The sequence below is a fragment of the Pseudomonas sp. D1-36 genome (assembly GCF_051132205.1).
Classification (GTDB): Bacteria; Pseudomonadota; Gammaproteobacteria; order Pseudomonadales; family Pseudomonadaceae; genus Aquipseudomonas.
On record NZ_CP071674.1, the window covers coordinates 1,180,787 to 1,207,469 of the forward strand.

Here is a 26,683-nt window from a genome sequence, read left to right on the forward strand (position 1 = left end):
GATAGGCCTCTTAGCGCAACTGCTTATCCAGCCAGGCGCCGATGTCGCGGATCTCCTCGGGTAACACTTCGTGGCCCATTGGGTATTCCTGCCATGTCACGGTGACACCATGCTGCTTCAGATACTCTTTCGCCGTCCGGCCCATCGGGTTAAGGACCACCTCGTCGTATTGTCCGTGCAACGCCAGTACCGGGATGCGCTGCTGGCTGGCAGAGAGTTGCAATTGCTCGCTGAAAGTTGGCGCATAAGTGGACAGCGCGATAACGCCCCCCAAGGGCCCCTGCCATTTGACGAACGCTGTGTGATAGACCACCGCGCCACCTTGGGAAAAACCCGCGAGGAAGATTCGCGAAGCGTCTATTCCGCTGGATCGCTGGGTCTCCATCAGGTCGATGACCCGCTGGGCCGAGGTTTCGAGTTGATCTTCGTCAATGGCTCGAGCCGGGCTCAGGGCGCGGATGTCGTACCAGCTTGGCATGGCATAGCCACCATTGATGGTGACGGGCTGAGTGGGTGCTTGAGGCAGGACGAAACGTGTGGTGAGCAGGCTTTGCTGCAACATTTCGGCTACCGGCATGAAGTCGTAGCGATCGGCGCCCAGGCCGTGGAGCCAGATAATGCAGGCATCGGCGGTGCCAGAAGGCTCGAGAATCAAGGGGTCGGTCATGGTGTGCTCCAAAAATGTGCGGGCGCGCTCGATCAGTGCATGCTTACGGTGCGCGCTTGGTGCCTCAGTTAATTACATGTCGCAATGCTACAACTTTTTGTCTTGACGTACCCGGTATGGGGTAAGCGCAGCGGTATGGTACGGGCTTTGCTATGGGGTAGCTGAGTGATGATTCTTACGCTGCGCGGTAACACTATCAGCTAGACGCGACGCATGGGATATCAGAAATCCGGTGATGGATGTTCGCCAATAGCCGCTACGGGCTTCGCGAACGTGAAGGGCTACAGCCCGTTCGGCCGATTGGTGAGAAGTGAGCAGGCCGCTGTTGATGGGCGCTCTCATTAATAGACTCATAGCGAAGGCCCAGACGTCGGGTCGACCCTAAAAAAAGCCAACAAGGGTCGGCAATGCCTCAAAAGGGTGCGACAGGGCTCAAGCTCCGACACAACAAGAGCAAAACTGGAGGTTTGAATGAAGTTACTGAAATCCACCCTGGCAGTCGTGACTGCAGCAGCAGTCCTCGGCGTCAGCGGGTTCGCTCAGGCGGGTGCAACCCTGGATGCCGTGCAGAAGAAAGGTTTTGTGCAATGTGGTGTAAGTGATGGCTTGCCGGGCTTCTCGGTGCCAGATTCCACCGGCAAGATCGTCGGTATCGACGCTGACTTCTGCCGTGCCGTTGCCGCTGCGGTATTTGGCGATGCGACCAAGGTCAAGTTCAGCCAGTTGAACGCCAAGGAGCGCTTCACCGCGCTGCAATCGGGCGAAATCGACGTGCTGTCGCGCAACTCCACCATGACCAGCTCCCGTGATGCGGGCATGGGCCTGAAGTTTCCTGGCTTCATCACCTACTATGACGGCATCGGTTTCCTGGCCAACAGCAAACTGGGCGTCAAGAGCGCCAAAGAACTGGACGGTGCAACCATCTGCATCCAGGCCGGTACCACCACCGAACTGAACGTATCCGACTACTTCCGCGCCAACGGCCTGAAGTACACCCCGATCACCTTCGACACCTCCGATGAAAGCGCCAAGTCGCTGGAATCCGGTCGTTGCGACGTGCTGACCTCCGACAAGTCCCAGCTGTTCGCCCAGCGCAGCAAGCTGGCCTCGCCAAAGGACTACGTGGTTCTGCCGGAAACCATTTCCAAGGAGCCTCTGGGCCCGGTCGTGCGTAACGGCGACGACGAGTGGCTGGCTATCGTGCGTTGGACTGGCTTCGCCATGCTCAATGCCGAAGAAGCAGGCGTGACTTCGAAAAACGTCGAAGCCGAAGCCAAGTCCACCAAGAACCCTGACGTCGCTCGTATGCTGGGCGCTGACGGTGAATACGGTAAAGACCTGAAGCTGCCTAAGGACTGGGTCGTGCAGATCGTCAAGCAAGTCGGCAACTACGGCGAAATGTTCGAGCGCAACCTCGGCAAAGACACCCCGCTGCAAATCGATCGCGGTCTGAACGCTCTGTGGAACGCAGGCGGCATCCAATACGCACCACCAGTGCGCTGATGGTTCTATCACCCGGTGGGCCAACCACCGGGTGATGTTCTGTTCCATTCTTTGCGGGGCACTTCATGCAAAATTCAATCGGCGCACCTAAGCAGAGGTTCAGCCTCAGCGATCCACGAGTGCGTGCGTGGGTATTTCAGATCGTCACCATCGTGGCGGTCATCTCGCTGGGCTGGTTTCTGTTCGATAACACACAAACCAACCTGGAACACCGGGGCATCACGTCCGGTTTCGGTTTTCTGGAGCGCAGTGCCGGGTTCGGCATCGCCCAACATCTGATCGACTACACCGAAGCGGACAGTTATGCCCGCGTCTTTGTCATCGGTCTGCTCAACACCCTCCTGGTGACCTTCATTGGCGTGATCCTGGCGACCATCCTGGGGTTCATCATCGGCGTCGCACGCTTGTCGCAGAACTGGATCATCTCCAAGCTGGCGACCGTCTATGTGGAGGTTTTCCGTAACATCCCACCGCTGTTGCAAATCCTGTTCTGGTACTTCGCCGTATTCCTGACCATGCCGGGACCACGGGCTGCCCACAATTTCGGTGACACGTTCTTCGTCAGCAGCCGGGGCCTGAACATGCCGGCGGCGCTGGTGGCCGATGGGTTCTGGCCGTTCGTGATCAGCATCGTGCTGGCGATTGTCGCGATCGTGCTGATGACGCGCTGGGCCAACAAGCGCTTCGAAGCGACGGGCGAGCCGTTTCACAAATTCTGGGTCGGCCTGGCGCTGTTCCTGGTGATCCCGGCAATCTGCGCTTTGGTCTTCGGGGCGCCTGTGCATTGGGAAATGCCACAGCTCAAGGGCTTCAACTTCGTCGGCGGCTGGGTGTTGATCCCGGAGCTGCTTGCGTTGACCCTGGCCTTGACCGTGTACACCGCGGCGTTCATCGCCGAGATCGTGCGCTCGGGCATCAAGTCGGTCAGCCATGGCCAGACCGAGGCGGCCCGTTCCCTGGGGCTGCGCAACGGTCCGACCTTGCGCAAAGTCATCATCCCGCAAGCCCTGCGTGTGATCATTCCGCCGTTGACCAGCCAATACCTGAACCTGGCGAAGAACTCTTCCCTGGCGGCTGGTATCGGTTACCCGGAAATGGTTTCGCTGTTTGCCGGCACGGTGTTGAACCAGACCGGCCAGGCCATCGAGGTGATTGCGATCACCATGAGCGTGTACCTGGCGATCAGTATCAGCATTTCCTTGCTGATGAACTGGTACAACAAGCGCATTGCGCTGATCGAGCGGTGAGGAAACGCGCATGACATCTCATACTTTCAAACCCGACATGCCACCGCCGAGCAGCAGTATCGGCGTGGTGGCATGGATGCGCGCCAACATGTTCTCCAGCTGGCTCAACACGCTGTTGACGTTGTTTGCGTTCTACCTGATCTACCTGATCATTCCGCCGATCCTGCAATGGGCGATCCTGGATGCCAACTGGGTCGGCACCACCCAGGCCGACTGCACCAAGGAAGGCGCTTGCTGGGTGTTCATCCAGCAGCGTTTCGGCCAGTTCATGTACGGCTATTACCCGACGGGCCTGCGCTGGCGCGTGGACCTGACCGTGTGGCTGGCCGTGATCGGCGTGGCGCCACTGTTCATCTCGCGCTTCCCGCGCAAGGCGATCTACGGCCTGAGCTTCCTCGTGCTGTACCCGATCATCGCCTGGTGCCTGTTGCACGGCGGCGTGCTGGGCCTGGATACCGTGGCGACCAGCCAGTGGGGCGGCCTGATGCTGACTCTGGTGATCGCCACCGTCGGCATCGCCGGAGCCTTGCCGCTGGGTATCGTCCTTGCGCTTGGCCGTCGCTCCAACCTGCCGGCGATCCGCGTGGTCTGCGTGACGTTCATCGAGTTCTGGCGCGGCGTGCCGTTGATCACAGTGCTGTTCATGTCCTCGGTCATGCTGCCGTTGTTCCTGCCTGAAGGCATGAACTTCGACAAGCTGCTGCGGGCACTGATCGGCGTGATCCTGTTCCAGTCGGCCTACGTGGCCGAAGTGGTGCGCGGTGGCCTGCAAGCGATTCCCAAGGGGCAGTACGAAGCGGCCGCGGCGATGGGCCTGGGGTACTGGCGCAGCATGGGCCTGGTGGTTCTGCCGCAAGCCCTGAAAATGGTGATCCCGGGGATCGTCAACACGTTTATCGCGTTGTTCAAGGACACGAGCCTGGTGATCATCATCGGCCTGTTCGACCTGCTCAACAGCGTGAAACAAGCTGCCGCCGACCCGAAATGGCTGGGCATGGCCACTGAAGGCTATGTGTTCGCCGCCCTGGTGTTCTGGATTTTCTGTTTTGGTATGTCCCGCTATTCCATGCATTTGGAACGCAAGCTGGACACTGGCCACAAGCGTTAGGAGTTGACTCATGAGTGAAGCGATCAAACAGCCTGTGAGCCCTGAAGGCATTATTCAGATGCAGGGCGTGAACAAGTGGTACGGCCAGTTCCACGTGTTGAAAGACATCAACCTGAACGTCAAGCAGGGCGAGCGCATCGTGCTGTGCGGCCCGTCGGGTTCCGGCAAGTCCACGACCATCCGCTGCCTCAACCGCCTGGAAGAGCACCAGCAGGGTCGCATCGTGGTCGACGGCGTCGAGCTGACCAACGACCTCAAGCAGATCGAAGCGATCCGCCGTGAAGTCGGCATGGTGTTCCAGCACTTCAACCTGTTCCCGCACCTGACCATTCTGCAGAATTGCACCCTGGCGCCCATGTGGGTGCGCAAGATGCCCAAGCGCAAGGCCGAGGAAATCGCCATGCACTATCTGGAGCGCGTTCGCATTCCAGAGCAGGCGCACAAATACCCGGGTCAGCTCTCCGGTGGTCAGCAACAGCGCGTGGCGATCGCCCGTGCCCTGTGCATGAAACCGAAAATCATGCTGTTCGACGAACCGACCTCGGCCCTCGACCCGGAAATGGTGAAAGAGGTTCTGGACACCATGATCGGCCTGGCCGAAGACGGCATGACCATGCTCTGCGTAACCCACGAAATGGGCTTCGCCCGTACCGTGGCGAACCGTGTGATCTTCATGGACAAGGGTGAAATCGTCGAACAGGCCGCGCCGAACGACTTCTTCGACAACCCGCAGAACGACCGCACCAAGCTGTTCCTGAGCCAGATCCTGCATTGATCTGATCAGGCGGCGAAATAGACCCGGACTTGTCCGGGTTTATTTTTGTCCGCAGGTCAGAGATCCGCCGTGTCGCGTTCCCCATGGCGACTCGACAGCAGTCGCTGCAAATCGGCTCCGTCACTCAGCGCAACGACCTCAGCCATCAGATGCGGATGGCGATCAAGCAGCCGCATCAGCACGAACAGCGATTGAGCCGGGGCGACTTCGCCGCGCTCATAGCGGGAGAAGGCGTTGTGTCCGCCTCCCGACAACAGCTTCACTGCGTCTTTTTGCGTGAGGTGCAGTTTGCGCCGGATGCGTTTGATTTCCGCACCTATGGCCAGCGCATAATCTTCGAGCAACAGGTCGCTGGCCTTGGAGTAACGCTCGGCACTGTCAGTGTCGTGATCGAATTCGATTTCCCCGCAGATCCGGCATTCCCATCCGGCGATGTCGGATACTTGCCGGGTAACCTGCTTATAGTCGACCGCAAATGTGCGGCCTTGGAAGTGATGCATCGCTTCGAGAGTGCCGCAGCTGACGCATTGCTGGGTTTTCATTGGTTTTTCTCCTTGAAGGAGATCACCGGATGCCCACCGCCGGGGCGATAGGACACTTTGATGTAGATCTCCCGATCCTGAAATGTTGTGTGATAGACGTCTTGCCAGATTCGGTGATCGGCGTAGGTCGTCATTGATTTGTGAAACATTCTGTATTCGAGCAATTGAACGATTCGCAGCATTTGGGGAAGACTCAGCGACATCCTTCTGCCGCCCTCCCGCGCACTTAGCGTGAAGGCCTTGCTTCCCAACCTGCGAGTCTCGACCTTGACCACCGCCAGGTCGTAATGGGGTGTGCTCTTTTCCATAAGAAGTCATTTGCCCTGTTTCTGAAATTACCCATATCGGGTAATTGTGTCCAATCGAATTTTCAGGATCTTTACCTCCAATAAAACGTAGGCGGTTGCTGTCCTACACGAAGCTGACTAACATGTCAGAAAATTCATCCCATGATTGGATGAAAAGGCGAAGCCCATGTCCGACATTTCTCCATTGATAAAGCGCTCGTTGGTCGATCAGGCCTTGGAGCAATTGCGCCAACGCATCAGCGACGGCGTGTGGGTCGTCGGCCAGCGCCTGCCCACCGAGCCGGAGCTGGTTGCCGAGTTGGGCATCAGCCGCAACACCGTGCGCGAAGCCATGCGCGTGCTGGCGTTTTCCGGGTTGATCGAAATCCGTCAGGGCGACGGCAGCTATGTGCGGGCGGTGGTCGATCCGCTGGACACGCTCAAGGCGTTGTCGCGCTGCTCACTGGAGCAGGCGCGAGAAACCCGGCACATCCTGGAAGTGGAGGCCATTGGCCTGGCGGCGCTGCGGCGCACCGAGGCGGATTTGGCTGCTTTGCGCCAAGCGTTGAAAACCAGCGGAGAGCATTACCACGGCGACCTGGAGCACTACATCGCCTGCGACCTGATTTTCCATCGGCTTCTGGTGGATGCCGCGCATAACCCGGCCCTCAGCGAGCTCTATCGTTATTTTTCCAGCGTGATCGGCGCGCAGTTGCGCCAGAGCCTCAACGTCATTCCTCGCCATCAACACGTGTTTGACCTGCATGTCGAAATCCTCGACGCCGTCGAACGACAGGAGCCGGAGCGGGCCAAGGCCCTTTGCCGGCAGTTGATCAATGAACCCTGAACCAGAGCTTTCCATGTCCCGCGACCCGCTTGACCACGCCACCGCGACGACGCACAAACGTGCCGCCGAACTCGAAGAACTGCTGATCGACGCCGAAGCCGACGATGAGCAAGCCCAGCAGAACCATCCATTGGTGCGCCGGCCCTGGCTGTTGTTGCTCGGGCTGATTCTGGTGGCGCTGAACCTGCGTCCGGCTCTGTCGAGCATGGCGCCGCTGCTCAGTGATGTATCAAAAAGCCTTGGACTGTCGGCTGCCCAAGCGGGCCTGCTGACTACGCTGCCCGTGCTTTGCCTGGGGTTGTTTGCACCGCTGGCTCCGGTTCTGGCTCGGCGTTTTGGCGCAGAGCGCGTCGTGTTGGGGATTTTGCTCACGTTGGCTGGCGGGATCATTCTGCGCAGTTCGTTCGGCCAGTTCGGGCTGTTCGCCGGTAGCATCCTGGCAGGTGCCAGCATTGGCGTGATCGGCGTGCTGCTGCCGGGCATCGTCAAGCGCGACTTCGCCAAACAGGCTGGGGCCATGACCGGTGTCTACACCATGGCGCTGTGCCTGGGCGCCGCGATGGCGGCCGGGGCTACGGTGCCTTTGAGCGAACGAATGGGCGATAGCTGGTCGCTTGGCCTGGGTTTCTGGATGCTGCCTGCACTATTGGCCGCGGTGTTCTGGTTACCGCAAGTGGGGTACAAGCACGGCGCTCACAACGTGGCCTATCGTGTCCGCGGTCTGCTGCGTGATCCATTGGCCTGGCAGGTGACGTTGTACATGGGGTTGCAGTCTTCCCTGGCCTACATCGTATTCGGTTGGCTGCCGTCGATTCTCATCGGCCGGGGCCTGACGCCTACCCAGGCCGGGCTGGTGCTGTCCGGTTCGGTGATCGTGCAATTGATCAGCTCGCTGGCGGCGCCATGGCTGGCAACGCGCGGCAAGGACCAACGGCTCGCCATCGTGATTGTGATGGTCATGGCCCTCGGCGGTCTGTTCGGTTGCCTCTATGCCCCTATCGAGGGCCTGTGGGGCTGGGCTATCTTGTTGGGGTTGGGGCAGGGCGCGACGTTCAGCCTGGCCCTTACCCTGATCGTATTGCGCTCGCGCGACGCCCACGTGGCCGCGAACCTTTCGAGCATGGCCCAGGGCTTTGGTTACACGCTGGCGTCCCTGGGGCCGTTCGCGGTGGGCGTGGTACATGACTGGACTGGCGGCTGGAGTGCTCTGGGCTGGATCTTCGGCGTGATTGGCCTGGGGGCGATCATCGCGGGAATCGGTGCCGGTCGGGCTCTGTACGTCGGCGTGGTCAGCGAAAGAGTCACCGAGCCTCATTGATATCATTTTCATGGCGAATGACGATGGTCTTCCCGGCGGCGGGGGATTATCGTGCAGGCCTGTCGAACCGTTTCCCGGAGCCTGTCCATGAGTGATGCCCATAACGCCCTGATCACCCGTTTCTACCAGGCCTTCCAACGCTTGGATGCCGAGGCCATGAGCGCTTGTTATACCGATGACGTGGTGTTCAGCGATCCGGCGTTCGGCGAACTGCGCGGGCGCGATGCCGGTGACATGTGGCGCATGTTGACCACTCGGGCCAAGGATTTTTCCCTGACGTTCGACAACGTGCGCAGCGACGAGCGCAGCGGCGGCGCCCATTGGGTGGCAACGTACCTGTTCAGCCAGACCGGCAATATCGTGGTCAACGATATCCAGGCGCGCTTTGTGTTTCGCGATGACAAGATCTGCGAGCACCACGACAATTTCGATCTGTGGCGCTGGTCTCGCCAGGCTTTGGGCGCCAAGGGTCTCTTGCTGGGCTGGACGCCGCTGGTGCGCAACGCTGTCAGGGCGCAGGCCCTCAAGGGGCTGCGGGCGTTCCAGGCCAGTCGCTGATAAGATCGCGGCTTGTTTCCTACCTGCTTGTTGAACATCCGTGACGACCGCCAACGAATCTTCCGAGCTGTGCGTGCCCGAGGCGACCGAGCCGGGCAAGCCCTGGTTCGTCTACCTGGTGCGGGCCGCCAATGGCTCGTTGTACTGCGGCATCAGCGATGACCCGGTGCGGCGCTTCGCCAAGCATCAAAGCGGCAAGGGCGCGCGCTTTTTTCTTTCCAGCCCGGCCGTGGCGCTGGTGTACACCGAAGCCTGCCGCGACAAGGGCGAGGCCCTGCGCCAGGAACGGCTGATCAAGAAGCTCAGGAAGAGCGCCAAGGAATGCCTGGTAGCCAGCGCAACGGCTCTTGATCAACCGCGCTGATAGTCCTTCATCACGCCGGTAGGCTGTTGTTCCTTGGCGCGCTAAAGTGCGGGACTTCCTACCTGCATTGGCGAATCTCATGTCAGAGCTGATTCTTCACCATTACCCGACATCTCCTTTCGCGGAAAAAGCCCGCCTGCTGCTGGGTTATAAAGGCTTGGCCTGGCGCTCGGTGAACATCCCGCCGATGATGCCCAAGCCCGACCTGACCGCGCTCACCGGCGGCTACCGCAAGACACCGGTCCTGCAAATCGGCGCGGATATCTATTGCGACACCGCCTTGATGGCCCGTCGGTTGGAGCGGGAAAAAGCCTCGCCGGCGCTGTTCCCTGAAGGTCGTGAAATGATCGCGGCGTCCTTTGCGGCGTGGGCCGATTCGGTGGTGTTCCAGCATGCGGTGAGTCTGGTGTTTCAGCCGGAGTCGGTGGCGGTGCGTTTTGCCAAGTTGCCGCCTGAAGCGATCAAGGCGTTCATCAGCGACCGCGCTGGCCTGTTCAGTGGCGGCACGGCCACGCGCTTGTCCGCCGAGCAGGCCAAGCACCAATGGCCGACGATCATGGCGCGGCTTGAGCAGCAGTTGCAGCGCGAAGAGGGGGATTTCCTGCTGGGTGATCCTTCGATTGCCGACTTTGCCATGGCTCATCCGCTGTGGTTCCTCAAAGGCACGCCGGTGACCTCGCCGCTGGTGGACGTATATCCGGCTGTTTCGGCATGGCTCGCGCGAGTGCTGGGTTTCGGCCACGGCGCGTCGAGCCAGATGAGTGCCGAAGAAGCCTTGGGGGTTGCCCGCAACGCGACACCGGCTGCGCTGCCGGATGAGTCGTTCGAAGAGCCTGACGGGTTCACAGCAGGGCAGCAGGTAACCATCGCCGCGACGGACTATGGTGTCGATCCGGTGGCTGGGGAGTTGCTGTTTGCCGGTCGCGAGGAATTGATTTTGCGTCGCGAAGATGAGCGTGGCGGGGTGGTGCATGTGCACTTTCCGCGGTTTGGATTTCGGGTCGAGACCCGATGAACAACGAATGATCTTGTGGGAGCGAGCTTGCTCGCGATGGGCCAGGGCAATCAATATTGATGTTGAATGTCAGTCCGCTATCGCGAGCAAGCTCGCTCCCACAGGGGGGGGCAGAGGATCTGCGTTTGCCGCTAATCACTGTGTAGGAGCGAGCTTGCTCGCGATGAGGCCCTTAAGCCTATATCGCGGGCACTTCTTCAGCACCCTGTCTGCATCAATTACGACGCTTGAGCTGATCAGTCAACGAAGTCGGCAACCCCTTGATGATCAACGTCCCAGCCTCTTCGTCATACTCGATCTTCGAGCCCAGCAAGTGCGCTTCGAAGCTGATGGACAAGCCTTCGGCGCGGCCGGTGAAGCGGCGGAACTGGTTGAGGGTGCGTTTATCCGCCGGGATCTCCGGCGACAGGCCGTAGTCTTTGTTGCGGATGTGGTCGTAGAAGGCTTTCGGGCGATCTTCGTCGATCAGTTCGGAGAGTTCTTCCAGCCCCATCGGCTCGCCGAGCTTGGCCTGGCTGCTGGCATAGTCCACCAGGGTCTTGGTCTTTTCCCGGGCATCGTCTTCCGGCAGGTCTTCGCTTTCGACGAAGTCACTGAAGGCCTTGAGCAGGGTGCGGGTCTCGCCAGGGCCGTCGACGCCTTCCTGGCAGCCGATGAAGTCGCGGAAGTACTCCGAGACCTTCTTGCCATTCTTGCCCTTGATGAACGAGATGTACTGTTTGGATTGCTTGTTGTTCTGCCATTCCGACACGTTGATCCGCGCCGCCAGGTGCAACTGGCCCAGGTCCAGGTGGCGGGACGGGGTCACGTCCAGCTCGTCGGTGACTGCCACGCCTTCGCTGTGGTGCAGCAGGGCGATGGCCAGGTAATCGGTCATGCCCTGTTGGTAGTGGGCAAACAGCACGTGGCCGCCTACCGACAGGTTGGACTCTTCCATCAGTTTTTGCAGGTGTTCCACCGCCACACGACTGAAGGCGGTGAAGTCCTTACCGCCGTCCAGGTACTCCTTCAGCCAGCCGCTGAACGGATGCGCGCCGGACTCGGCATGGAAAAATCCCCAGGCCTTGCCTTGCTTGGCGTTATAGCTCTCGTTGAGATCGGCGAGCATGTTCTCGATGGCCGTGGATTCGGCGAGTTCAGAGTCGCGGGCATGAAGCACAGCAGGCGTGCCGTCGGGTTTTTTGTCGATCAGGTGGACGATGCAATGACGGATCGGCATGGATTTCTCGGCTGGTGAAAGAGAGGAGGGCGCGCTCCCCGAAAAAGGGCTCAGTGTACCGCAATCACTGGTTTTGCAACGCGTCGAAGGCCCTTTCAGACCCTTCCGACACCCTGCGAGCATTTTTTTACCGATTTAGCGCAATAAAGCTGACCAAATGGGTAGGTAGAGGCGGATATTTCACAGGCGTTGTGCTAGTTTTGCCCGGTCTTACGCGATGTCACTGCGTTAAGCGTGCATTCAGCATTTGTCAGGTCGAACCAAACCCGGATTTCGGCATCTATTACCCCGATCCGTCGTGGTGATGACCGAGGGCGGCTGATCAGACAGATCGGGCTCGATGGCTGACACTGCACTCTGCAATCCATATGAATTTGATAGGGAAGGAACACTACATGGCTCTTACTAAAGACCAACTGATCGCTGATTTGGCTGAATCTGTAGACGCACCTAAAGCTACCGTGCGTGCTCTGCTGGACCAACTGGGCCAAGTCGTTGCCGATCAGCTGGAAAACGGCGGCGAACTGACCTTGCCAGGCGTTGGCAAGCTGAAAGTCACCGAGCGTCCTGCCCGTACCGGTCGCAACCCTTCGACTGGCGCAGCCATCGAAATCCCGGCCAAGAAAGTGATCAAGCTGGTTGTGGCCAAAGGCCTGACCGACGCGGTCAACAAGTAAGACCGCCCGATAAAAGCCGTGCCGCGGAGCGATCCGGGCACGGTTTTTTATTGCCTTGGAAAAACCAGTGAGACGGCAATGCTGTCATAGTAAACCCGTGGCGAGGGAGCTTGCTCCCGCTGGGCTGCGCAGCAGCCCCAACTGCGAGTACTTTGTATTGGGTGGCTTCACTCAGCCCTTGCGAACCCAACGCGACTGGCGCCAAGCCTGTTGCTGTGCCTCGGTCTGGAAGGTCCAGGCCACGAAGCGGCTCTGTTTTTGTCCCTGGGACATTTCCACCACCTGACTATGCAAGGCCCCCGCCTTTTTCAGCGCTGTCTCGATGGCCGGCAGGTTCGACGCCTTCGATACCAGGGTGCTGAACCACAACACTTGGCCCGCCACCTGTGCGCTTTCGCTGATCAGTTGCGTGACAAACCGCGCCTCGCCGCCCTCGCACCACAACTCCGCCGCCTGGCCGCCGAAGTTCAGCACCGGTAACTTGCGCTTCGGATCCGCTTTGCCCAGCGCGCGCCATTTGCGCTGGCTGCCCTTGGTCGCTTCTTCCAGGGAGGCGTGGAACGGTGGGTTGCACATCGTCAGGTCGAAGCGTTCAGAGCTTTCCAGAAGGCCCAGCAGAATCTGCTTGCGGTTGGTTTGCTGGCGCAACTGGATGGCCTTGTTCAGATCGTTGGACAGCACGATGGCCCGGGCGGCCGCCACGGCTGTCGGGTCGATTTCCGAGCCGAGGAAGTGCCAACGGTATTCGCTGTTGCCGATCAGCGGATAAACGCAATTGGCGCCCATGCCGATGTCCAGCACATTGACGATTGCGCCACGCGGCACCTTGCCGTCGTTCATGCTCGCCAGCAGGTCAGCGAGAAAGTGTACGTAATCGGCGCGGCCTGGAACCGGAGGGCAGAGGTAATCCGCCGGGATGTCCCAATGCTGGATCCCATAGAACGCCTTGAGCAGCGCCCGGTTGAACACCCGCACGGCGTCGGGGTTGGCGAAGTCGATGCTTTCCTTGCCGTACGGGTTGGTGATCACGTACTTCGCCAGTTCGGGCGAGGTCTTGATCAGCGCCGGGAAGTCGTAACGACCCTGATGACGATTGCGTGGGTGCAGGCCGGCCTTCTCGCGCGGCTCGACGGCTTTGCTTGAGGACGCGGCGTCAGGCTTCTTGCGCGCAGGTTTGGAAGTGCGGGGGGCGTTCATGGGCGTGGCCGATTCGGGTATGGCTGAAAATGGCGACTATTGTCCCACATCTACCCTCGGTCCAACTTGCAATGTTCCTTCTCCGTGATTTTTATACGTAATGGATCTAAAAAACTGTTAGTTATTACAGTGGTGGACCCCGCGGCCTCCGAGTGTACTGAAGGGGCTGGGTTCAAGGGGCACGTCGTCTCGACTGCAAGAACTCGGCTTATCAAAAACCGATCGTTATTTTGCAGATTCAGGGAGAACACTTATGGACCAATCTCGCTCTATTACCTTTCCCGGTACCGACCCTACCGGGATTATTTCATGCAGATCGAATCCGATGGAGGGCATCAGTTTCAGGATCGACCTGACGGGAGTACAAGTCGGTGCGGTCGTCCTATTTTCATGGCAAGGATTCCGTGATCAAGCGCTAACGGATCCTATACGAGGAACGCGGACCGTAGGCGAATATGTTGTTGAACAAAGTGATATCGATAAACGATTTTTGGAGGGAAAAATCGGAGAGTATTTTAAACACATCAAACCGATTCGATACGGTTGGGGAAAAGCCTCTTACACGATTGAAGTGATGGCCAAAGTTGAAGTTAATTTGCTCAATAGTTCCGGTCAAACCTGTGATGAGGTAAAGGAGAAATAAAAAAGGAGGCCCTCGCGGCCTCCCTTTCTAACTGCGATCTGCCGTTACAGACTGGCAATCCGCGCATGCTGCTCAGCCAGCTTGCCCAGGGCCAGCTCAGCCTCGGCCAACTTGGCCCGTTCCTTCTCGATGACTTCGGCCGGCGCCTTGTCGACAAAGCCGGCGTTCGACAGCTTGCCGCCAACGCGCTGGACTTCACCCTTCAGGCGCAGGATTTCCTTGTCCAGGCGCGCCAGTTCGGCCGCCTTGTCGATCAGGCCTGCCATCGGCACCAGCACTTCCATCTCGCCGACCAATGCGGTGGCCGACAGCGGCGCCTCTTCGCCGGCAGCCAGCACGGTCACCGATTCAAGCTTCGCCAGCTTCTTGAGCAGCGCTTCGTTCTCATTGAGGCGGCGCAGGTCTTCGGCGCTGGCGTTTTTGAGGAACAGGGTCAGCGGCTTGCCCGGGCCGATGTTCATTTCGGCGCGGATGTTGCGCAGGCCGAGCATGAAGGTCTTCAGCCACTCGATGTCGTCTTCGGCCGCCGGATCGATGCGGCTCTCGTTGGCCACCGGCCACGGTTGCAGCATGATCGTCTTGCCCTGCGCACCAGCCAGCGGCGCGACGCGCTGCCAGATTTCCTCGGTGATGAACGGCATGAACGGATGCGCCAGGCGCAAGGCCACTTCCAATACCCGAACCAAGGTGCGACGGGTGCCGCGCTGGCGCTCGACCGGAGCGTTTTCGTCCCACAAAACCGGCTTGGACAGTTCCAGGTACCAGTCGCAATACTGGTTCCAGATGAACTCGTACAGCGCTTGCGCCGCCAGGTCGAAACGGAACTGGTCGAGCTGGCGGGTTACTTCGGCTTCGGTGCGTTGCAACTGGGAAATGATCCAGCGATCCGCCAGGGTCAGCTCGTAGGCTTCGCCGTTCTGGCCGCAATCTTCGCCTTTATCCAACACGTAGCGCGCGGCGTTCCAGATCTTGTTGCAGAAGTTGCGATAGCCTTCGACGCGGCCCATGTCGAACTTGATGTCGCGACCGGTGGATGCCAGCGAACAGAAAGTGAAACGCAGGGCATCGGTGCCGTAGCTGGCGATGCCGTCGGCGAATTCTTCGCGGGTGGCTTTCTCGATCTTCTTCGCCAGTTTTGGCTGCATCAGGCCGGAGGTGCGTTTTTGCACCAGGGTTTCCAGGTCGATGCCGTCGATGATGTCCAGCGGATCCAGGACGTTGCCCTTGGACTTGGACATCTTCTGGCCCTGGCCGTCGCGCACCAGGCCATGGACATAAACGGTCTTGAACGGCACCTGCGGGGTACCGTCTTCGTTTTTCATCAAGTGCATGGTCATCATGATCATCCGGGCGACCCAGAAGAAAATGATGTCGAAGCCGGTGACCAGCACGTCGGTGGAGTGGAATTTCTTCAGGAATTCGGTCTGCTGCGGCCAGCCTAGGGTGGAGAAGGTCCACAGGCCGGAGCTGAACCAGGTATCGAGAACGTCGTTGTCCTGTTGCAGGGCAACGTCCGGGCCGAGGTTGTGCTTGGCGCGGACTTCGGCTTCATCGCGGCCAACGTAGACCTTGCCCGACTCGTCGTACCAGGCCGGGATGCGATGACCCCACCACAGCTGACGGCTGATGCACCAATCCTGGATGTCGCGCATCCACGAGAAGTACATGTTTTCGTATTGCTTGGGCACGAACTGGATGCGGCCGTCTTCCACGGCGGCAATCGCCGGCTCGGCCAATGGCTTGGTGGACACGTACCATTGATCGGTCAGCCACGGCTCGATGATGGTGCCGGAACGGTCGCCTTTCGGGACTTTCAGGGCGTGATCATCGACGCTCACCAGCAGGCCGGCGGCTTCGAAGGCCGCGACGATCTGCTTGCGTGCCTCGAAGCGCTCCAGGCCGGCGAATTCGGCCGGAATCTGGCCGTCGACGTTCTCGTTCAGCGTGCCATCGAGGTTGAATACCTGGGCTGCTGGCAAGACATTGGCGTTCTTGTCGAAGATGTTCAGCAGCGGCAGGTTGTGGCGCTTGCCGACTTCGTAGTCGTTGAAATCGTGGGCCGGGGTGATTTTCACGCAACCGGTGCCGAATTCAGGGTCGCAATAATCGTCGCCGATGATCGGAATACGACGGCCCACCAACGGCAGCTCGACAAACTTGCCGATCAATGCCTTATAGCGCTCGTCGTTCGGGTTCACCGCCACGGCAGCGTCGCCGAGCATGGTTTCCGGACGGGTAGTGGCAACGATCAGGTAATCCTTGCCTTCGGCGGTTTTGGCGCCGTCGGCCAGCGGGTACTTCAGGTTCCACAGGAAACCCTTCTCGTCGTGGTTCTCCACTTCGAGGTCGGAAATCGCCGTGTGCAGCTTGGTGTCCCAGTTGACCAGGCGCTTGCCGCGGTAAATAAGACCGTCTTCATGCAGGCGCACGAAGGCTTCCTTCACCGCTTCCGAGAGGCCGTCGTCCATGGTGAAGCGCTCGCGGCTCCAGTCCACGGACGAACCGAGGCGGCGGATCTGGCGGGTGATGTTACCGCCGGACTCCTCTTTCCATTCCCAGACTTTCTCCAGGAATTTTTCGCGACCCAGGTCATGACGGTTCTGGCCCTGGGCTTCGAGGCGGCGCTCCACCAACATCTGGGTGGCGATACCGGCGTGGTCGGTGCCCGGTTGCCACAACGTATTACGACCTTGCATGCGACGGAAACGGATCAGGGCGTCCATGATCGCGTTATTGAAACCGTGGCCCATGTGCAGGCTGCCGGTGACATTCGGCGGCGGGATCATGATGGTGTAGGAATCGCCCGCGCCTTGCGGAGCGAAATAATTCTCGGACTCCCAGGTGTTGTACCAGGAAGTTTCAATGGCGTGCGGCTGGTAGGTCTTATCCATGCGCGGCGGGACCCTATAGGCATTTATTCAGGAAAAGCCGGGAAGTATAGCGGGCAGGGCTGGTGCAAGCCACAAGCTGCGATGAATGCGGAGACAGTTGACCCCTGTGGGCGCGAGCTTGCTCGCGATAAGGCCATCACATTCAACATTGATGGTGACTGACAGCCCGCTATCGCGAGCAGGCTCGCTCCCACAGGATGTTCACAATGAGGCGGAGGACGCTATTCGTACTGGCTCAACAACCGCTCCATCCGCGCATCCAACCGGCGCTTGATCTCGGTCTCGATATGCGGCGCGAAGTCGTCGATGACGTCTTGCATGATCAACTGCGCGGCGGCGCGAAGTTCTCGGTCCAGGTGTAGCAAGGCGTCGGGGCCTTTCGGTTCTGCCTTGGTGGCTGGCTGGGGTTCAGGCTGGCCGTTGATCGGGTCGAACAGCAGCGGGATCTGTTCGTCATGCACCGGCTCGTGCTCCACCGTATCGGTCAGCAGCGGCGGTTGCAGGTTGTCATCGCCGAGCAGTTGGCGGATCGACTCGAGGTCATCCAACAGTTGCGCGGGTTTTTGCGAAGGTTTTGGAGTATCCATCGTAGGCTCAGAGTCGCTGTAAACGGTGGTCTTGCAGAGGATAGCCCTGTTCACGGTAGAAACGGAAACTCTCCCGAGCGGCTTGCCGGATGGCCGGGTCTTCCACCACCACTTCCGCCACGCGGGCGAAGCGCTGGGCGAAGGCCGGCACTTTCAGGTCGAGGTTGACCAGCAGGTCGTGGTGTTGCCCGCAGTCATTCCCAAGCCCGAGTACGATCAAGCCCTCGGGTTCGTTTTCGGCAGGGCCATGGGGCACGAAGCTCTCGCCCTTGAACGCCCACAAGCGCGCATCGAGGTCGTCACGCTGGGCGGCATCGCTGCAATGCAGGTAGATGCGATGGCCCATGCGCCAGGCCTTTTCGGTGAGTTTGCAGGCGAAATCCAGCCGCGCCGAGGGATCGGCGCTGGGCAGGATATAGAAATCGACTTTGGTCATTGCGGTTCCTGGATCGCCGATGCGCCGCCCGAAGGCGACGTACCGGCGATCATCAGTGTCAGGCTTTGGCGCGGTCCAGCAGGTACTGGGTCAACAGGGGGACCGGACGGCCGGTGGCGCCCTTGTCCTTGCCGCCGCTGGTCCAGGCCGTGCCGGCGATGTCCAGGTGCGCCCAATTCAAGTTCTTGGTGAAGCGCGACAGGAAGCACGCCGCCGTGATGGTCCCGGCTTTCGGGCCGCCGATGTTGGCGATGTCGGCGAATGGGCTGTCCAGCTGTTCCTGGTACTCGTCGAACAACGGCAGTTGCCAGGCGCGGTCGTCGGCTTGCTGGCCGGCGCTCAGCAATTGGGCGATCAGCTCGTCATTGTTGCCCAGCAGGCCCGAGGTATGGGCGCCCAAGGCAACCACGCAGGCGCCGGTCAAAGTGGCGATGTCGATCACCGCTTGCGGCTTGAAGCGTTCGGAGTAGGTGAGGGCGTCGCACAGCACCAAGCGGCCTTCGGCGTCGGTGTTGAGGATTTCGACAGTCTGGCCGCTCATGGTGGTGACGATGTCGCCAGGGCGCGACGCCGTGCCGCTGGGCATGTTCTCGGCGCAGGCGAGGATGCACACCAGGTTGATCGGCAATTGCAGTTCGAGCACGGCGCGCAGGGTGCCGAACACGCTGGCGGCGCCGCCCATGTCATATTTCATTTCGTCCATGCCGGCGCCGGGCTTGAGGCTGATGCCGCCGGTGTCAAAGGTGATGCCCTTGCCGACCAGCGCGTACGGCTTCTCGGATTTCTTGCCACCGTTGTATTGCATGACGATCAGGCGCGGCGGCTGGGCGCTGCCCTGGCCGACGGCATAGAACGAGCCCATGCCCAGGTCCTTGATCTTCTTCTCGTCGAAGACCTCGACCTTGAGACCCTTGAATTCCTTGCCAAGCGCCTTGGCCTGTTCGCCCATGAAAGTCGGGTGGCAGATGTTCGGCGGCAGGTTTCCCAGGTCACGGGTGAAAGCCATGCCGTTGGCAATGGCGGTGGCATGGGTCACGGCGCGCTGGACTTCGGCCTGGGCGGCCTTGATGGTCAGCAGGGTGATTTTCTTCAGGGCGCGCGGTTCGGCTTTCTGGCTCTTGAAGCGGTCGAACTGGTACTCGCCGTCAATCAGGGTTTCGGCCAGCAGGCGATTCTTGCCGTAGCTGTCGCGGCCTTTGACTATCAGTTCGTCCAGCGCCAGTGCAGCGTCGCCGCCACCGAGGTTTTTCAGGGTGGCCAGCACGCCGGCGATGATCTTGCGCAACGGACGGTCGCCCAGTTCGGCGTCCTTGCCCACGCCCACCAGCAGCACACGGTCGGCCTTGAGGTTGGGCAGGTTGTGCAGCAACAGGCTCTGGCCGACCTTGCCGGCCAGGTCGCCGCGCTTGAGCACGGCGCTGATTGCACCGCCGCTCAGGGCGTCGAGCTGGCTGGCAACGACGCCGAGCTTGCGGTTTTCACCCACGGCAACCACCAGGGTGGCGGTCTTCAACGTTTCTGGGCTGACGCTTTTTACAACCAGTTCCATGTCCGGATCCTTGAGTCAATGGTCAAGAGGCCAGGCGCCACGACGACATTGGCGCGCTGAACAGCTGTCTTCTATAAAAAGAAGCGCCGGGCTTGCCGGCGACAAAGGCGGCAGTTTGAACCTCGGCGCCCGAGCCTGACAACCCTGGCAATCGTTAACTTTTTGGCCATGAAGCGTCTGCTTAAAGCGTGCGCAGTGACAGGCGCCTCCAATCACAGGATAATGCGGCTCTTTTTTCGGCGGCTCGCATTGTGGGCCGGCTCGATACGTTTGCTAGTTTGGCCGCCTTAGGGTTTGTATGAAAAGTCGCGCAGGCGCTTCTCGTACAAGGCCCAGCCTGACAATCCTGGAGTGTCTGGTTTGATCGTCTTCCGTTACCTATCCCGCGAAGTCCTGTTGACCCTGAGCGCCGTCAGCGCCGTGCTGCTGGTCATCATCATGAGCGGGCGCTTCATCAAATACCTCGCCCAGGCGGCCTCCGGTGCCTTGGACCCGGGCTCCCTGTTCCTGATCATGGGGTTCCGCCTGCCGGGCTTCCTGCAATTGATTCTGCCGCTGGGGCTGTTCCTCGGCATCCTGCTGGCCTATGGGCGCTTGTATCTGGACAGCGAAATGACCGTGCTGTCGGCCACCGGCATGAGCCAGCAACGGCTGTTCCGCATCACCTTGTTCCCGGCAACGCTCGTGGCGCTGGTGGTCGCGTGGCTGAGCCTGAGCCTGTCGCCGCAAGGGGCCAACCAGTTCCAGCTGTTGATCAACCAGCAGGACGCCATGACCGAATTCGACACCTTGGTACCGGGGCGCTTCCAGGCCCTGCGGGACGGGACGCGGGTCACTTATACCGAACAGCTCTCGGACGATCGCATCGACCTGGGCGGCGTCTTCATTACCCAGAAGAATGTGTCTTCGGACACCAAGAAGGATCGGGGCATTTCCGTGCTGGTGGCTGAAAAAGGTCGCCAGGAAATCAACCCCGACGGCAACCGCTACCTGATCCTTGAAAATGGCTATCGCTACGATGGCACGCCAGGCCAGGCCAACTACCGGGCGATCAAGTACGACACCTACGGCGTATTGCTACCCAAGCCGGAGGCCAGCGACGAAGTCACCGATCGTGACGCCATGTCCACGGCCAGCCTGCTGGGCAACGACGACATCCGCGCCCGCACCGAGCTGCAATGGCGCCTGTCGCTGCCGCTGCTGGTATTTATCGTGACGCTCATGGCGGTTCCGCTGTCGCGGGTCAATCCGCGCCAGGGCCGTTTCCTCAAGTTGTTGCCGGCGATTCTTTTGTATATGGCTTACCTGACCATCCTGATTTCCGCCCGCAGCGCCCTGGAGAAAGGCAAGATCCCGCCGACGCTGGGCCTGTGGTGGGTGCATTCGATATTCCTGGCCATTGGCCTGGGGCTGCTCTACTGGGAGCCCCTGCGCCTGAAGCTCGCAAGTCGTCGCAGCGCGCTGGAGGTGGCCCGTGGTTAAGCTCGATCGCTACATCGGCAGCAGCGTATTCATGGCGATCCTCGCCGTATTGGGGATCATTCTTGGCCTGGCGACCTTGTTCGCGTTCATTGATGAAATGGGCGATGTCAGCGATACCTATACGCTGCTGGACGTGGCGAGCTACGTATTGCTGACCGCGCCGCGCCGCTTGTACGACATGCTGCCGATGGCCGCATTGATCGGCTGCCTGATCGGCCTGGGCAGCCTGGCGAGCAACAGCGAACTGACCATCATGCGCGCCGCTGGCGTGTCCATCGGTCGGATCGTCTGGGCGGTGATGAAACCCATGCTGGTGCTGATGCTGGTAGGTGTGCTGATCGGCGAGTACGTCGCCCCGGCCACCGAGAATACCGCCCAGGCCAACCGCTCCCTGGCCCAGGGCGGCGGTGACGCGCAAAGCGCCAAGCACGGTCTGTGGCACCGCCAGGGCGAAGAGTTCATCCATATCAACTCGGTCCAACCCAACGGAACCTTGTATGGCGTGACCCGCTACCGTTTCGACGATCAGCGGCATATGTTGTCCTCCAGCTTCGCCAAGCGGGCCCAATTCGCCGACGATCACTGGCAACTGAGCGATGTCACCACCACGCTGTTCCATGACAAGCGCACCGAAGTCGTCACCGCACCGCAGGAGCGTTGGGACGTGGCGCTCAGCCCGCAGCTGCTCAGCACCGTGGTCATGGCGCCGGACTCGTTGTCTATCACCGGGTTGTGGGGGTACATCCATTACCTGGCGGACCAGGGCCTGAACAACGGTCGCTACTGGCTGGCTTTTTGGGTCAAGGTGTTGCAACCCCTGGTGACCGCTGCGCTGGTGTTGATGGCCATCTCCTTCATCTTCGGTCCGCTGCGCTCCGTGACCCTTGGCCAACGGGTATTCACCGGTGTGCTAGTGGGCTTTACTTTCCGCATTGCCCAGGATCTGCTCGGGCCATCGAGCCTGGTGTTCGGCTTCTCGCCATTGTTCGCGGTGCTGGTGCCGGCCGGCGTCTGCGCGTTGGCCGGGCTCTGGCTGTTGCGCCGGGCAGGTTGATTCAACGCTCGATGTGGCGAGCAAGCATCCTCGCCACACATGCTCATCGACAGGCGAGCGTGACGCTTGCGCGGTGTATCGGGTACAATTCCCGGCTATTTTTCGGCGGGCCATGCCTGCAGCCTTTTTGAGTGTTGATCCGTGAGTGATTTGAGTCATATCCGCAATTTCTCCATCATCGCCCACATTGACCATGGCAAGTCGACGCTGGCTGATCGCTTCATCCAGATGTGCGGCGGCCTGGCCGAGCGTGAAATGGAAGCCCAGGTCCTGGACTCCATGGACCTCGAGCGTGAACGCGGGATCACCATCAAGGCCCACAGCGTTACCCTTTACTACAAGGCTCGCGACGGCATTACCTACCAGCTCAACTTCATCGATACCCCGGGCCACGTCGACTTCACCTATGAAGTCAGCCGGTCGCTGGCGGCCTGTGAAGGTGCGTTGCTGGTGGTCGATGCCGGCCAGGGCGTCGAGGCCCAGTCGGTCGCCAACTGCTACACGGCCATCGAGCAGGGCCTGGAAGTCATGCCGGTGCTGAACAAGATCGACCTGCCCCAGGCCGATCCGGACCGCGTGAAGGAAGAAATCGAAAAAATCATCGGCATCGATGCCACCGACGCGGTCACGTGCAGCGCCAAGACCGGCCTGGGCGTGGATGAAGTGCTCGAGCGCCTCGTCACCACCATTCCCGCGCCGACCGGCAATATCGAAGATCCGCTGCAAGCGTTGATCATCGACTCCTGGTTCGACAACTACCTGGGCGTGGTTTCCCTGGTTCGCGTGCGCCATGGCCGCGTGAAGAAGGGCGACAAGATCCTGGTCAAGTCCACCGGCAAGATCCACCTGGTGGACAGCGTCGGTGTCTTCAACCCGAAACACACCGCTACCACCGACCTGAAGGCCGGTGAAGTGGGCTTCATCATCGCGGGCATCAAGGACATTCATGGGGCGCCGGTGGGCGATACCCTGACCTTGAGCTCCACCCCGGATGTCGACGTCCTGCCCGGTTTCAAACGCATCCAGCCACAGGTCTACGCCGGCCTGTTCCCGGTCAGTTCCGACGACTTCGAGGACTTCCGCGAAGCCCTGCAAAAGCTGACCCTGAACGACTCGTCCCTGCAGTACACCCCGGAAAGTTCCGACGCCCTGGGCTTCGGCTTCCGTTGCGGGTTCCTCGGCATGCTGCACATGGAAATCATCCAGGAGCGCCTGGAGCGCGAGTACGACCTGGACCTGATCACCACGGCGCCGACGGTAATCTTCGAGCTGCTGCTCAAGAACGGCGAGACTATCTACGTCGACAACCCGTCCAAGCTGCCGGACCTGTCGGCTATCGAAGACATGCGCGAGCCGATCGTGAGGGCCAACATCCTTGTGCCTCAGGAGCACCTGGGCAACGTCATTACCCTGTGCATCGAGAAGCGCGGCGTGCAGCACGACATGCTGTTCCTCGGCTCGCAGGTCCAGGTGACCTACGACCTGCCGATGAACGAAGTGGTGCTGGACTTCTTCGATCGCCTGAAATCCACCAGCCGCGGCTATGCTTCGCTGGACTATCATTTCGATCGTTACCAATCGGCTAATCTGGTGAAACTGGATGTGCTGATCAACGGCGAAAAAGTCGATGCCCTGGCATTGATCGTGCACCGCGACAACGCGCACTACAAAGGTCGTGCGTTGACCGAGAAGATGAAGGAACTGATTCCGCGGCAGATGTTCGATGTGGCAATCCAGGCCGCCATTGGCGGGCAGATTGTGGCGCGTACAACCGTCAAGGCACTCAGAAAGAACGTATTGGCCAAATGCTACGGCGGCGACGTCAGCCGTAAGCGCAAGCTGTTGGAAAAGCAGAAGGCCGGTAAAAAACGCATGAAGCAGGTCGGCAACGTGGAAATTCCACAGGAAGCCTTCCTCGCGGTGCTCAGGTTGGATAGTTAGGTCCTATGTCGCTAAATTTCCCGCTGTTGCTGGTTATCGCCGTGTTTGTCTGCGGCCTGTTGGCGTTGCTTGATCTGTTGTTCCTGGCGCCTCGGCGCCGGGCCGCCATTGCCTCTTATCAGGGCAGTGTCAGCCAGCCTGACGGCGTGGTCATTGAAAAGCTCAACAAGGAACCGCTGCTTGTCGAGTACGGCAAGTCGTTCTTCCCGGTGCTGTTCATCGTGCTGGTGCTGCGCTCGTTCCTGGTGGAGCCGTTCCAGATTCCGTCCGGTTCGATGAAGCCCACCCTGGATGTGGGCGACTTCATCCTGGTGAACAAGTTTTCCTATGGGATCCGGCTGCCAGTGATCGACAAGAAGGTCATCGAGATCGGCGACCCGCAACGCGGCGACGTGATGGTGTTCCGCTTCCCAAGCGACCCGAACGTCAACTACATCAAGCGTGTGGTGGGTCTGCCGGGCGACAAGATCCGCTATACGGCGGACAAACGCTTGTTCGTCAATGGCGAACTGGTGGCCGAGCAGTTGATCGGTTCCGAACCGGGCACGCTGGGCAGTGCCGAGCTCTACAAGGAAAAACTTGGCGAGGCAGAACACCAGATCCGCAAGGAAATGAGCCGCTACCGCGCCACGCCGGACCATTCATGGACCGTGCCGGCCGGGCACTATTTCATGATGGGCGACAACCGCGACAACTCCAACGACAGTCGTTACTGGGATGATCCGAACATACCCAAGGACATGTTGGGCATGGTCCCCGACCGCAATATCGTCGGCAAGGCCTTTGCGGTCTGGATGAGCTGGCCGGAACCCAAACTCAGCCACCTGCCGAACTTCTCGCGGGTAGGGTTGATCAAGTAATCACACACGGCGCTGTTGAACACAGCGCCGAATGCATTTCTGGAGCCTGCACAAGGCTGCCCGAAGGCATGAAGCCAACGATAGTCAGGACGTCATTTTTGAACACAGCGTTAATTGTCCCAAGCCAACGGCGCCTTGCCGCCGTGGCGGTGGAATCCAGCCACGAACTCAGCGTGGGTAAACCGTGAGCGTTTCTCTAAGCCGCCTCGAGCGTCAGCTCGGCTACACCTTCAAGGATCAGGAGCTGATGCTCCTGGCCCTCACTCACCGCAGTTTTGCCGGGCGCAACAACGAGCGCCTGGAATTCCTCGGCGATGCCATCCTCAATTTCGTCGCCGGCGAGGCGTTGTTCGAACGCTTTCCCCTGGCTCGCGAAGGCCAGTTGTCGCGTTTGCGCGCAAGGCTCGTGAAAGGTGAGACCCTGGCCGTATTGGCGCGGGGTTTCGACTTGGGCGAGTACCTGCGCCTGGGTTCCGGCGAACTGAAAAGCGGTGGTTTCCGCCGCGAATCGATCCTCGCCGACGCCCTGGAGGCATTGATTGGCGCGATCTACCTGGACTCGGGCATGGAAATGGCGCGCGAGCGCGTGCTGGCCTGGCTGACTTCCGAGATCGACAGCCTGACGCTGGTGGACACCAACAAGGACCCCAAGACCCGCTTGCAGGAATTTTTGCAATCGCGCAGTTGCGAACTGCCACGCTACGAAGTGGTGGATATCCAGGGGGAACCGCATTGCCGAACCTTTTTCGTCGAATGCGAAGTGGTCTTATTGAATGAAAAAAGCCGTGGCCAGGGCGTGAGCCGTCGTATCGCCGAACAGGTAGCGGCCGCCGCAGCACTGATCGCCTTGGGCGTGGAGAATGGCAATGACTGATACAACCGTCACCCGATGCGGCTATGTCGCCATTGTCGGTCGGCCGAACGTGGGCAAGTCCACGTTGCTGAACCACATCCTGGGCCAGAAGCTGGCGATCACCTCGCGCAAGCCTCAGACCACGCGCCACAACATGCTGGGCATCAAGACCGAAGGCGATGTGCAGGCCATCTACGTCGATACTCCGGGAATGCACAAGGGCGGTGAGAAGGCCCTGAACCGCTACATGAACAAGACTGCCTCGGCAGCGTTGAAAGACGTTGACGTGGTGATCTTCGTGGTAGACCGCACCAAGTGGACCGAAGAAGACCAGATGGTCCTCGAGCGCGTCCAATACGTGACCGGTCCCTTGATCGTGGCGCTGAACAAGACCGACCGCATCGAAGACAAGGCAGAGCTGATGCCGCACCTGACCTGGTTGCAGGAACAGTTGCCGAACGCGCAAATCATCCCGATTTCCGCCCAACACGGTCACAACCTCGACGCGCTGGAACGGGTGATCGCCGAGCACCTGCCGGAAAACGATCATTTCTTTCCTGAAGACCAGATCACCGACCGCAGCAGCCGTTTCCTCGCCGCCGAGCTGGTGCGCGAGAAAATCATGCGCCAGATGGGCGCCGAGCTGCCGTACCAGATCACGGTGGAGATCGAGGAATTCAAGCAACAGGGCAAGACCCTGCACATCCATGCCTTGATCCTCGTCGAACGTGATGGCCAGAAGAAGATCATCATTGGCGACAAGGGCGAGCGCATCAAGCGCATCGGCACCGAGGCGCGCAAGGACATGGAGCTGCTGTTCGACTCCAAGATCATGCTCAACCTGTGGGTCAAGGTGAAAGGCGGCTGGTCCGATGACGAGCGCGCGTTGCGTTCGCTGGGTTACGGCGACCTGTAATCGTTAATGTGAGTACATGAATGCCACTGTGGGAGCGAGCTTCTGTGGCGAGGGAGCTTGCTCCCGCTGGGCTGCGAAGCAGCCCCCGGATCTGCGATCTCATCTAGCCAAACCCATCGTATGGCCTGGTTTCACGGCTGCTTCGCA

General features: G+C 60.0%; 26 protein-coding genes. 17 read left to right on the forward strand and 9 right to left on the reverse strand.

Annotation, left to right across the window (positions count from 1 at the left end; all coding sequences use genetic code 11):
* Window positions 1-10 precede the first annotated feature (10 nt).
* Complete coding sequence (locus J3P76_RS05270) at window positions 11-667, reverse strand: alpha/beta hydrolase (protein WP_434607604.1); 657 nt, start codon at window positions 665-667, stop codon at window positions 11-13.
* 471 nt (window positions 668-1,138) lie between these two features.
* On the opposite strand from J3P76_RS05270, the gene J3P76_RS05275 reads away from it, so the two are divergent.
* The 4 genes from J3P76_RS05275 to J3P76_RS05290 all read left to right on the forward strand — a co-directional run bounded on the left by J3P76_RS05275 (window position 1,139) and on the right by J3P76_RS05290 (window position 5,300).
* Window positions 1,139-2,170: an amino acid ABC transporter substrate-binding protein gene (locus tag J3P76_RS05275; RefSeq protein ID WP_186610954.1), complete on the forward strand. Its 1,032-nt coding sequence runs from the start codon at window positions 1,139-1,141 to the stop codon at window positions 2,168-2,170.
* Window positions 2,171-2,235: 65 nt separating this feature from the next.
* Window positions 2,236-3,417: an amino acid ABC transporter permease gene (locus J3P76_RS05280; protein WP_420765378.1), complete on the forward strand. Its 1,182-nt coding sequence runs from the start codon at window positions 2,236-2,238 to the stop codon at window positions 3,415-3,417.
* Between the two features lie 10 nt (window positions 3,418-3,427).
* Complete coding sequence (locus J3P76_RS05285) at window positions 3,428-4,525, forward strand: amino acid ABC transporter permease (protein WP_434648839.1); 1,098 nt, start codon at window positions 3,428-3,430, stop codon at window positions 4,523-4,525.
* 10 nt (window positions 4,526-4,535) lie between these two features.
* The gene (locus J3P76_RS05290; protein ID WP_003178331.1) at window positions 4,536-5,300 is read left to right on the forward strand and encodes an amino acid ABC transporter ATP-binding protein; all 765 of its coding nucleotides are present in this window, start codon (window positions 4,536-4,538) and stop codon (window positions 5,298-5,300) included.
* Between the two features lie 56 nt (window positions 5,301-5,356).
* Here the strand turns inward: J3P76_RS05290 and J3P76_RS05295 are convergent, their stop codons facing one another.
* Together J3P76_RS05295 and J3P76_RS05300 are read right to left on the reverse strand one after the other, a co-directional pair.
* Window positions 5,357-5,842 carry a type II toxin-antitoxin system MqsA family antitoxin gene (locus J3P76_RS05295; protein WP_420765376.1) on the reverse strand — a complete coding sequence of 162 codons (486 nt, stop codon included), beginning with the start codon at window positions 5,840-5,842 and terminating at the stop codon, window positions 5,357-5,359.
* Window positions 5,839-6,150: a type II toxin-antitoxin system MqsR family toxin gene (locus tag J3P76_RS05300; protein ID WP_434701623.1), complete on the reverse strand. Its 312-nt coding sequence runs from the start codon at window positions 6,148-6,150 to the stop codon at window positions 5,839-5,841. The genes J3P76_RS05295 and J3P76_RS05300 overlap by 4 nt, the downstream gene beginning before the upstream one ends.
* A 166-nt stretch (window positions 6,151-6,316) precedes the next feature.
* On the opposite strand from J3P76_RS05300, the gene J3P76_RS05305 reads away from it, so the two are divergent.
* From J3P76_RS05305 to J3P76_RS05325, 5 genes are all read left to right on the forward strand, one after another.
* On the forward strand, window positions 6,317-6,976 hold the full coding sequence (locus J3P76_RS05305; RefSeq protein ID WP_434560471.1) for a FadR/GntR family transcriptional regulator: 660 nt from the start codon (window positions 6,317-6,319) through the stop codon (window positions 6,974-6,976).
* A complete protein-coding gene (locus J3P76_RS05310; RefSeq protein WP_434675910.1) occupies window positions 6,966-8,294 on the forward strand; it encodes a CynX/NimT family MFS transporter in 1,329 nt (442 codons plus the stop codon). Before J3P76_RS05305 ends, J3P76_RS05310 begins: the two co-directional genes overlap by 11 nt.
* A gap of 87 nt (window positions 8,295-8,381) precedes the next feature.
* Window positions 8,382-8,852 carry a nuclear transport factor 2 family protein gene (locus tag J3P76_RS05315; protein ID WP_420765372.1) on the forward strand — a complete coding sequence of 157 codons (471 nt, stop codon included), beginning with the start codon at window positions 8,382-8,384 and terminating at the stop codon, window positions 8,850-8,852.
* A 40-nt stretch (window positions 8,853-8,892) separates the two neighbouring features.
* Window positions 8,893-9,216, forward strand: coding sequence for a GIY-YIG nuclease family protein (locus J3P76_RS05320; RefSeq protein WP_420765371.1), 324 nt, complete (start codon window positions 8,893-8,895; stop codon window positions 9,214-9,216).
* Window positions 9,217-9,295: 79 nt separating this feature from the next.
* On the forward strand, window positions 9,296-10,231 hold the full coding sequence (locus tag J3P76_RS05325) for a glutathione S-transferase family protein (RefSeq protein WP_434701624.1): 936 nt from the start codon (window positions 9,296-9,298) through the stop codon (window positions 10,229-10,231).
* A gap of 214 nt (window positions 10,232-10,445) precedes the next feature.
* Here the strand turns inward: J3P76_RS05325 and yejK are convergent, their stop codons facing one another.
* Window positions 10,446-11,450 carry a nucleoid-associated protein YejK gene (gene yejK, locus J3P76_RS05330; protein ID WP_014340016.1) on the reverse strand — a complete coding sequence of 335 codons (1,005 nt, stop codon included), beginning with the start codon at window positions 11,448-11,450 and terminating at the stop codon, window positions 10,446-10,448.
* A 395-nt stretch (window positions 11,451-11,845) separates the two neighbouring features.
* Here yejK and J3P76_RS05335 point away from each other — a divergent pair, with 395 nt between their 5' ends.
* On the forward strand, window positions 11,846-12,127 hold the full coding sequence (locus tag J3P76_RS05335) for an HU family DNA-binding protein (RefSeq protein ID WP_030139622.1): 282 nt from the start codon (window positions 11,846-11,848) through the stop codon (window positions 12,125-12,127).
* A gap of 171 nt (window positions 12,128-12,298) precedes the next feature.
* Here the strand turns inward: J3P76_RS05335 and rlmF are convergent, their stop codons facing one another.
* Window positions 12,299-13,324 (reverse strand): 23S rRNA (adenine(1618)-N(6))-methyltransferase RlmF, encoded by a 1,026-nt coding sequence (gene rlmF / locus J3P76_RS05340; RefSeq protein WP_434675912.1) that lies wholly within the window; start codon window positions 13,322-13,324, stop codon window positions 12,299-12,301.
* A 253-nt stretch (window positions 13,325-13,577) separates the two neighbouring features.
* Between rlmF and J3P76_RS05345 the strand changes: the two genes are divergently transcribed.
* A complete protein-coding gene (locus J3P76_RS05345) occupies window positions 13,578-13,967 on the forward strand; it encodes a hypothetical protein (protein ID WP_434607583.1) in 390 nt (129 codons plus the stop codon).
* A gap of 44 nt (window positions 13,968-14,011) precedes the next feature.
* Here the strand turns inward: J3P76_RS05345 and J3P76_RS05350 are convergent, their stop codons facing one another.
* The 4 genes from J3P76_RS05350 to J3P76_RS05365 form a co-directional block, all read right to left on the reverse strand.
* Entirely contained in the window at window positions 14,012-16,858 is a 2,847-nt protein-coding gene (locus tag J3P76_RS05350; RefSeq protein ID WP_434627827.1) for a valine--tRNA ligase, read from the reverse strand.
* 221 nt (window positions 16,859-17,079) lie between these two features.
* Window positions 17,080-17,445 (reverse strand): DNA polymerase III subunit chi, encoded by a 366-nt coding sequence (locus J3P76_RS05355; protein ID WP_434560449.1) that lies wholly within the window; start codon window positions 17,443-17,445, stop codon window positions 17,080-17,082.
* Between the two features lie 7 nt (window positions 17,446-17,452).
* Window positions 17,453-17,881, reverse strand: a complete 429-nt coding sequence (locus J3P76_RS05360; RefSeq protein WP_420765365.1) for a DNA polymerase III subunit chi — start codon at window positions 17,879-17,881, stop codon at window positions 17,453-17,455.
* Between the two features lie 58 nt (window positions 17,882-17,939).
* On the reverse strand, window positions 17,940-19,430 hold the full coding sequence (locus J3P76_RS05365; RefSeq protein ID WP_420765364.1) for a leucyl aminopeptidase: 1,491 nt from the start codon (window positions 19,428-19,430) through the stop codon (window positions 17,940-17,942).
* 360 nt (window positions 19,431-19,790) lie between these two features.
* On the opposite strand from J3P76_RS05365, the gene lptF reads away from it, so the two are divergent.
* The 6 genes from lptF to era all read left to right on the forward strand — a co-directional run bounded on the left by lptF (window position 19,791) and on the right by era (window position 26,536).
* Window positions 19,791-20,912, forward strand: coding sequence for an LPS export ABC transporter permease LptF (lptF, locus tag J3P76_RS05370; protein ID WP_434560445.1), 1,122 nt, complete (start codon window positions 19,791-19,793; stop codon window positions 20,910-20,912).
* Window positions 20,905-21,966: an LPS export ABC transporter permease LptG gene (lptG, locus tag J3P76_RS05375; protein ID WP_434648824.1), complete on the forward strand. Its 1,062-nt coding sequence runs from the start codon at window positions 20,905-20,907 to the stop codon at window positions 21,964-21,966. The genes lptF and lptG overlap by 8 nt, the downstream gene beginning before the upstream one ends.
* 141 nt (window positions 21,967-22,107) lie before the next feature.
* Complete coding sequence (lepA, locus tag J3P76_RS05380; protein ID WP_245142437.1) at window positions 22,108-23,907, forward strand: translation elongation factor 4; 1,800 nt, start codon at window positions 22,108-22,110, stop codon at window positions 23,905-23,907.
* 5 nt (window positions 23,908-23,912) lie between these two features.
* Entirely contained in the window at window positions 23,913-24,767 is an 855-nt protein-coding gene (lepB, locus tag J3P76_RS05385; protein ID WP_420765361.1) for a signal peptidase I, read from the forward strand.
* A gap of 184 nt (window positions 24,768-24,951) precedes the next feature.
* Window positions 24,952-25,641, forward strand: coding sequence for a ribonuclease III (gene rnc / locus J3P76_RS05390; RefSeq protein WP_245142433.1), 690 nt, complete (start codon window positions 24,952-24,954; stop codon window positions 25,639-25,641).
* Entirely contained in the window at window positions 25,634-26,536 is a 903-nt protein-coding gene (gene era / locus J3P76_RS05395; protein ID WP_039591481.1) for a GTPase Era, read from the forward strand. Before rnc ends, era begins: the two co-directional genes overlap by 8 nt.
* Window positions 26,537-26,683: the final 147 nt, after the last annotated feature.

Bases quoted from the DNA above. Each gene is read 5' to 3' on its own strand.
- J3P76_RS05270 (WP_434607604.1), bottom strand. From the start codon at position 667: ATGACCGACCCCTTGATTCTCGAGCCTTCTGGCACCGCCGATGCCTGC.
- J3P76_RS05275 (WP_186610954.1), top strand. From the start codon at position 1,139: ATGAAGTTACTGAAATCCACCCTGGCAGTCGTGACTGCAGCAGCAGTC.
- J3P76_RS05280 (WP_420765378.1), top strand. From the start codon at position 2,236: ATGCAAAATTCAATCGGCGCACCTAAGCAGAGGTTCAGCCTCAGCGAT.
- J3P76_RS05285 (WP_434648839.1), top strand. From the start codon at position 3,428: ATGACATCTCATACTTTCAAACCCGACATGCCACCGCCGAGCAGCAGT.
- J3P76_RS05290 (WP_003178331.1), top strand. From the start codon at position 4,536: ATGAGTGAAGCGATCAAACAGCCTGTGAGCCCTGAAGGCATTATTCAG.
- J3P76_RS05295 (WP_420765376.1), bottom strand. From the start codon at position 5,842: ATGAAAACCCAGCAATGCGTCAGCTGCGGCACTCTCGAAGCGATGCAT.
- J3P76_RS05300 (WP_434701623.1), bottom strand. From the start codon at position 6,150: ATGGAAAAGAGCACACCCCATTACGACCTGGCGGTGGTCAAGGTCGAG.
- J3P76_RS05305 (WP_434560471.1), top strand. From the start codon at position 6,317: ATGTCCGACATTTCTCCATTGATAAAGCGCTCGTTGGTCGATCAGGCC.
- J3P76_RS05310 (WP_434675910.1), top strand. From the start codon at position 6,966: ATGAACCCTGAACCAGAGCTTTCCATGTCCCGCGACCCGCTTGACCAC.
- J3P76_RS05315 (WP_420765372.1), top strand. From the start codon at position 8,382: ATGAGTGATGCCCATAACGCCCTGATCACCCGTTTCTACCAGGCCTTC.
- J3P76_RS05325 (WP_434701624.1), top strand. From the start codon at position 9,296: ATGTCAGAGCTGATTCTTCACCATTACCCGACATCTCCTTTCGCGGAA.
- yejK (WP_014340016.1), bottom strand. From the start codon at position 11,450: ATGCCGATCCGTCATTGCATCGTCCACCTGATCGACAAAAAACCCGAC.
- J3P76_RS05335 (WP_030139622.1), top strand. From the start codon at position 11,846: ATGGCTCTTACTAAAGACCAACTGATCGCTGATTTGGCTGAATCTGTA.
- rlmF (WP_434675912.1), bottom strand. From the start codon at position 13,324: ATGAACGCCCCCCGCACTTCCAAACCTGCGCGCAAGAAGCCTGACGCC.
- J3P76_RS05345 (WP_434607583.1), top strand. From the start codon at position 13,578: ATGGACCAATCTCGCTCTATTACCTTTCCCGGTACCGACCCTACCGGG.
- J3P76_RS05350 (WP_434627827.1), bottom strand. From the start codon at position 16,858: ATGGATAAGACCTACCAGCCGCACGCCATTGAAACTTCCTGGTACAAC.
- J3P76_RS05355 (WP_434560449.1), bottom strand. From the start codon at position 17,445: ATGGATACTCCAAAACCTTCGCAAAAACCCGCGCAACTGTTGGATGAC.
- J3P76_RS05360 (WP_420765365.1), bottom strand. From the start codon at position 17,881: ATGACCAAAGTCGATTTCTATATCCTGCCCAGCGCCGATCCCTCGGCG.
- J3P76_RS05365 (WP_420765364.1), bottom strand. From the start codon at position 19,430: ATGGAACTGGTTGTAAAAAGCGTCAGCCCAGAAACGTTGAAGACCGCC.
- lepB (WP_420765361.1), top strand. From the start codon at position 23,913: ATGTCGCTAAATTTCCCGCTGTTGCTGGTTATCGCCGTGTTTGTCTGC.
- era (WP_039591481.1), top strand. From the start codon at position 25,634: ATGACTGATACAACCGTCACCCGATGCGGCTATGTCGCCATTGTCGGT.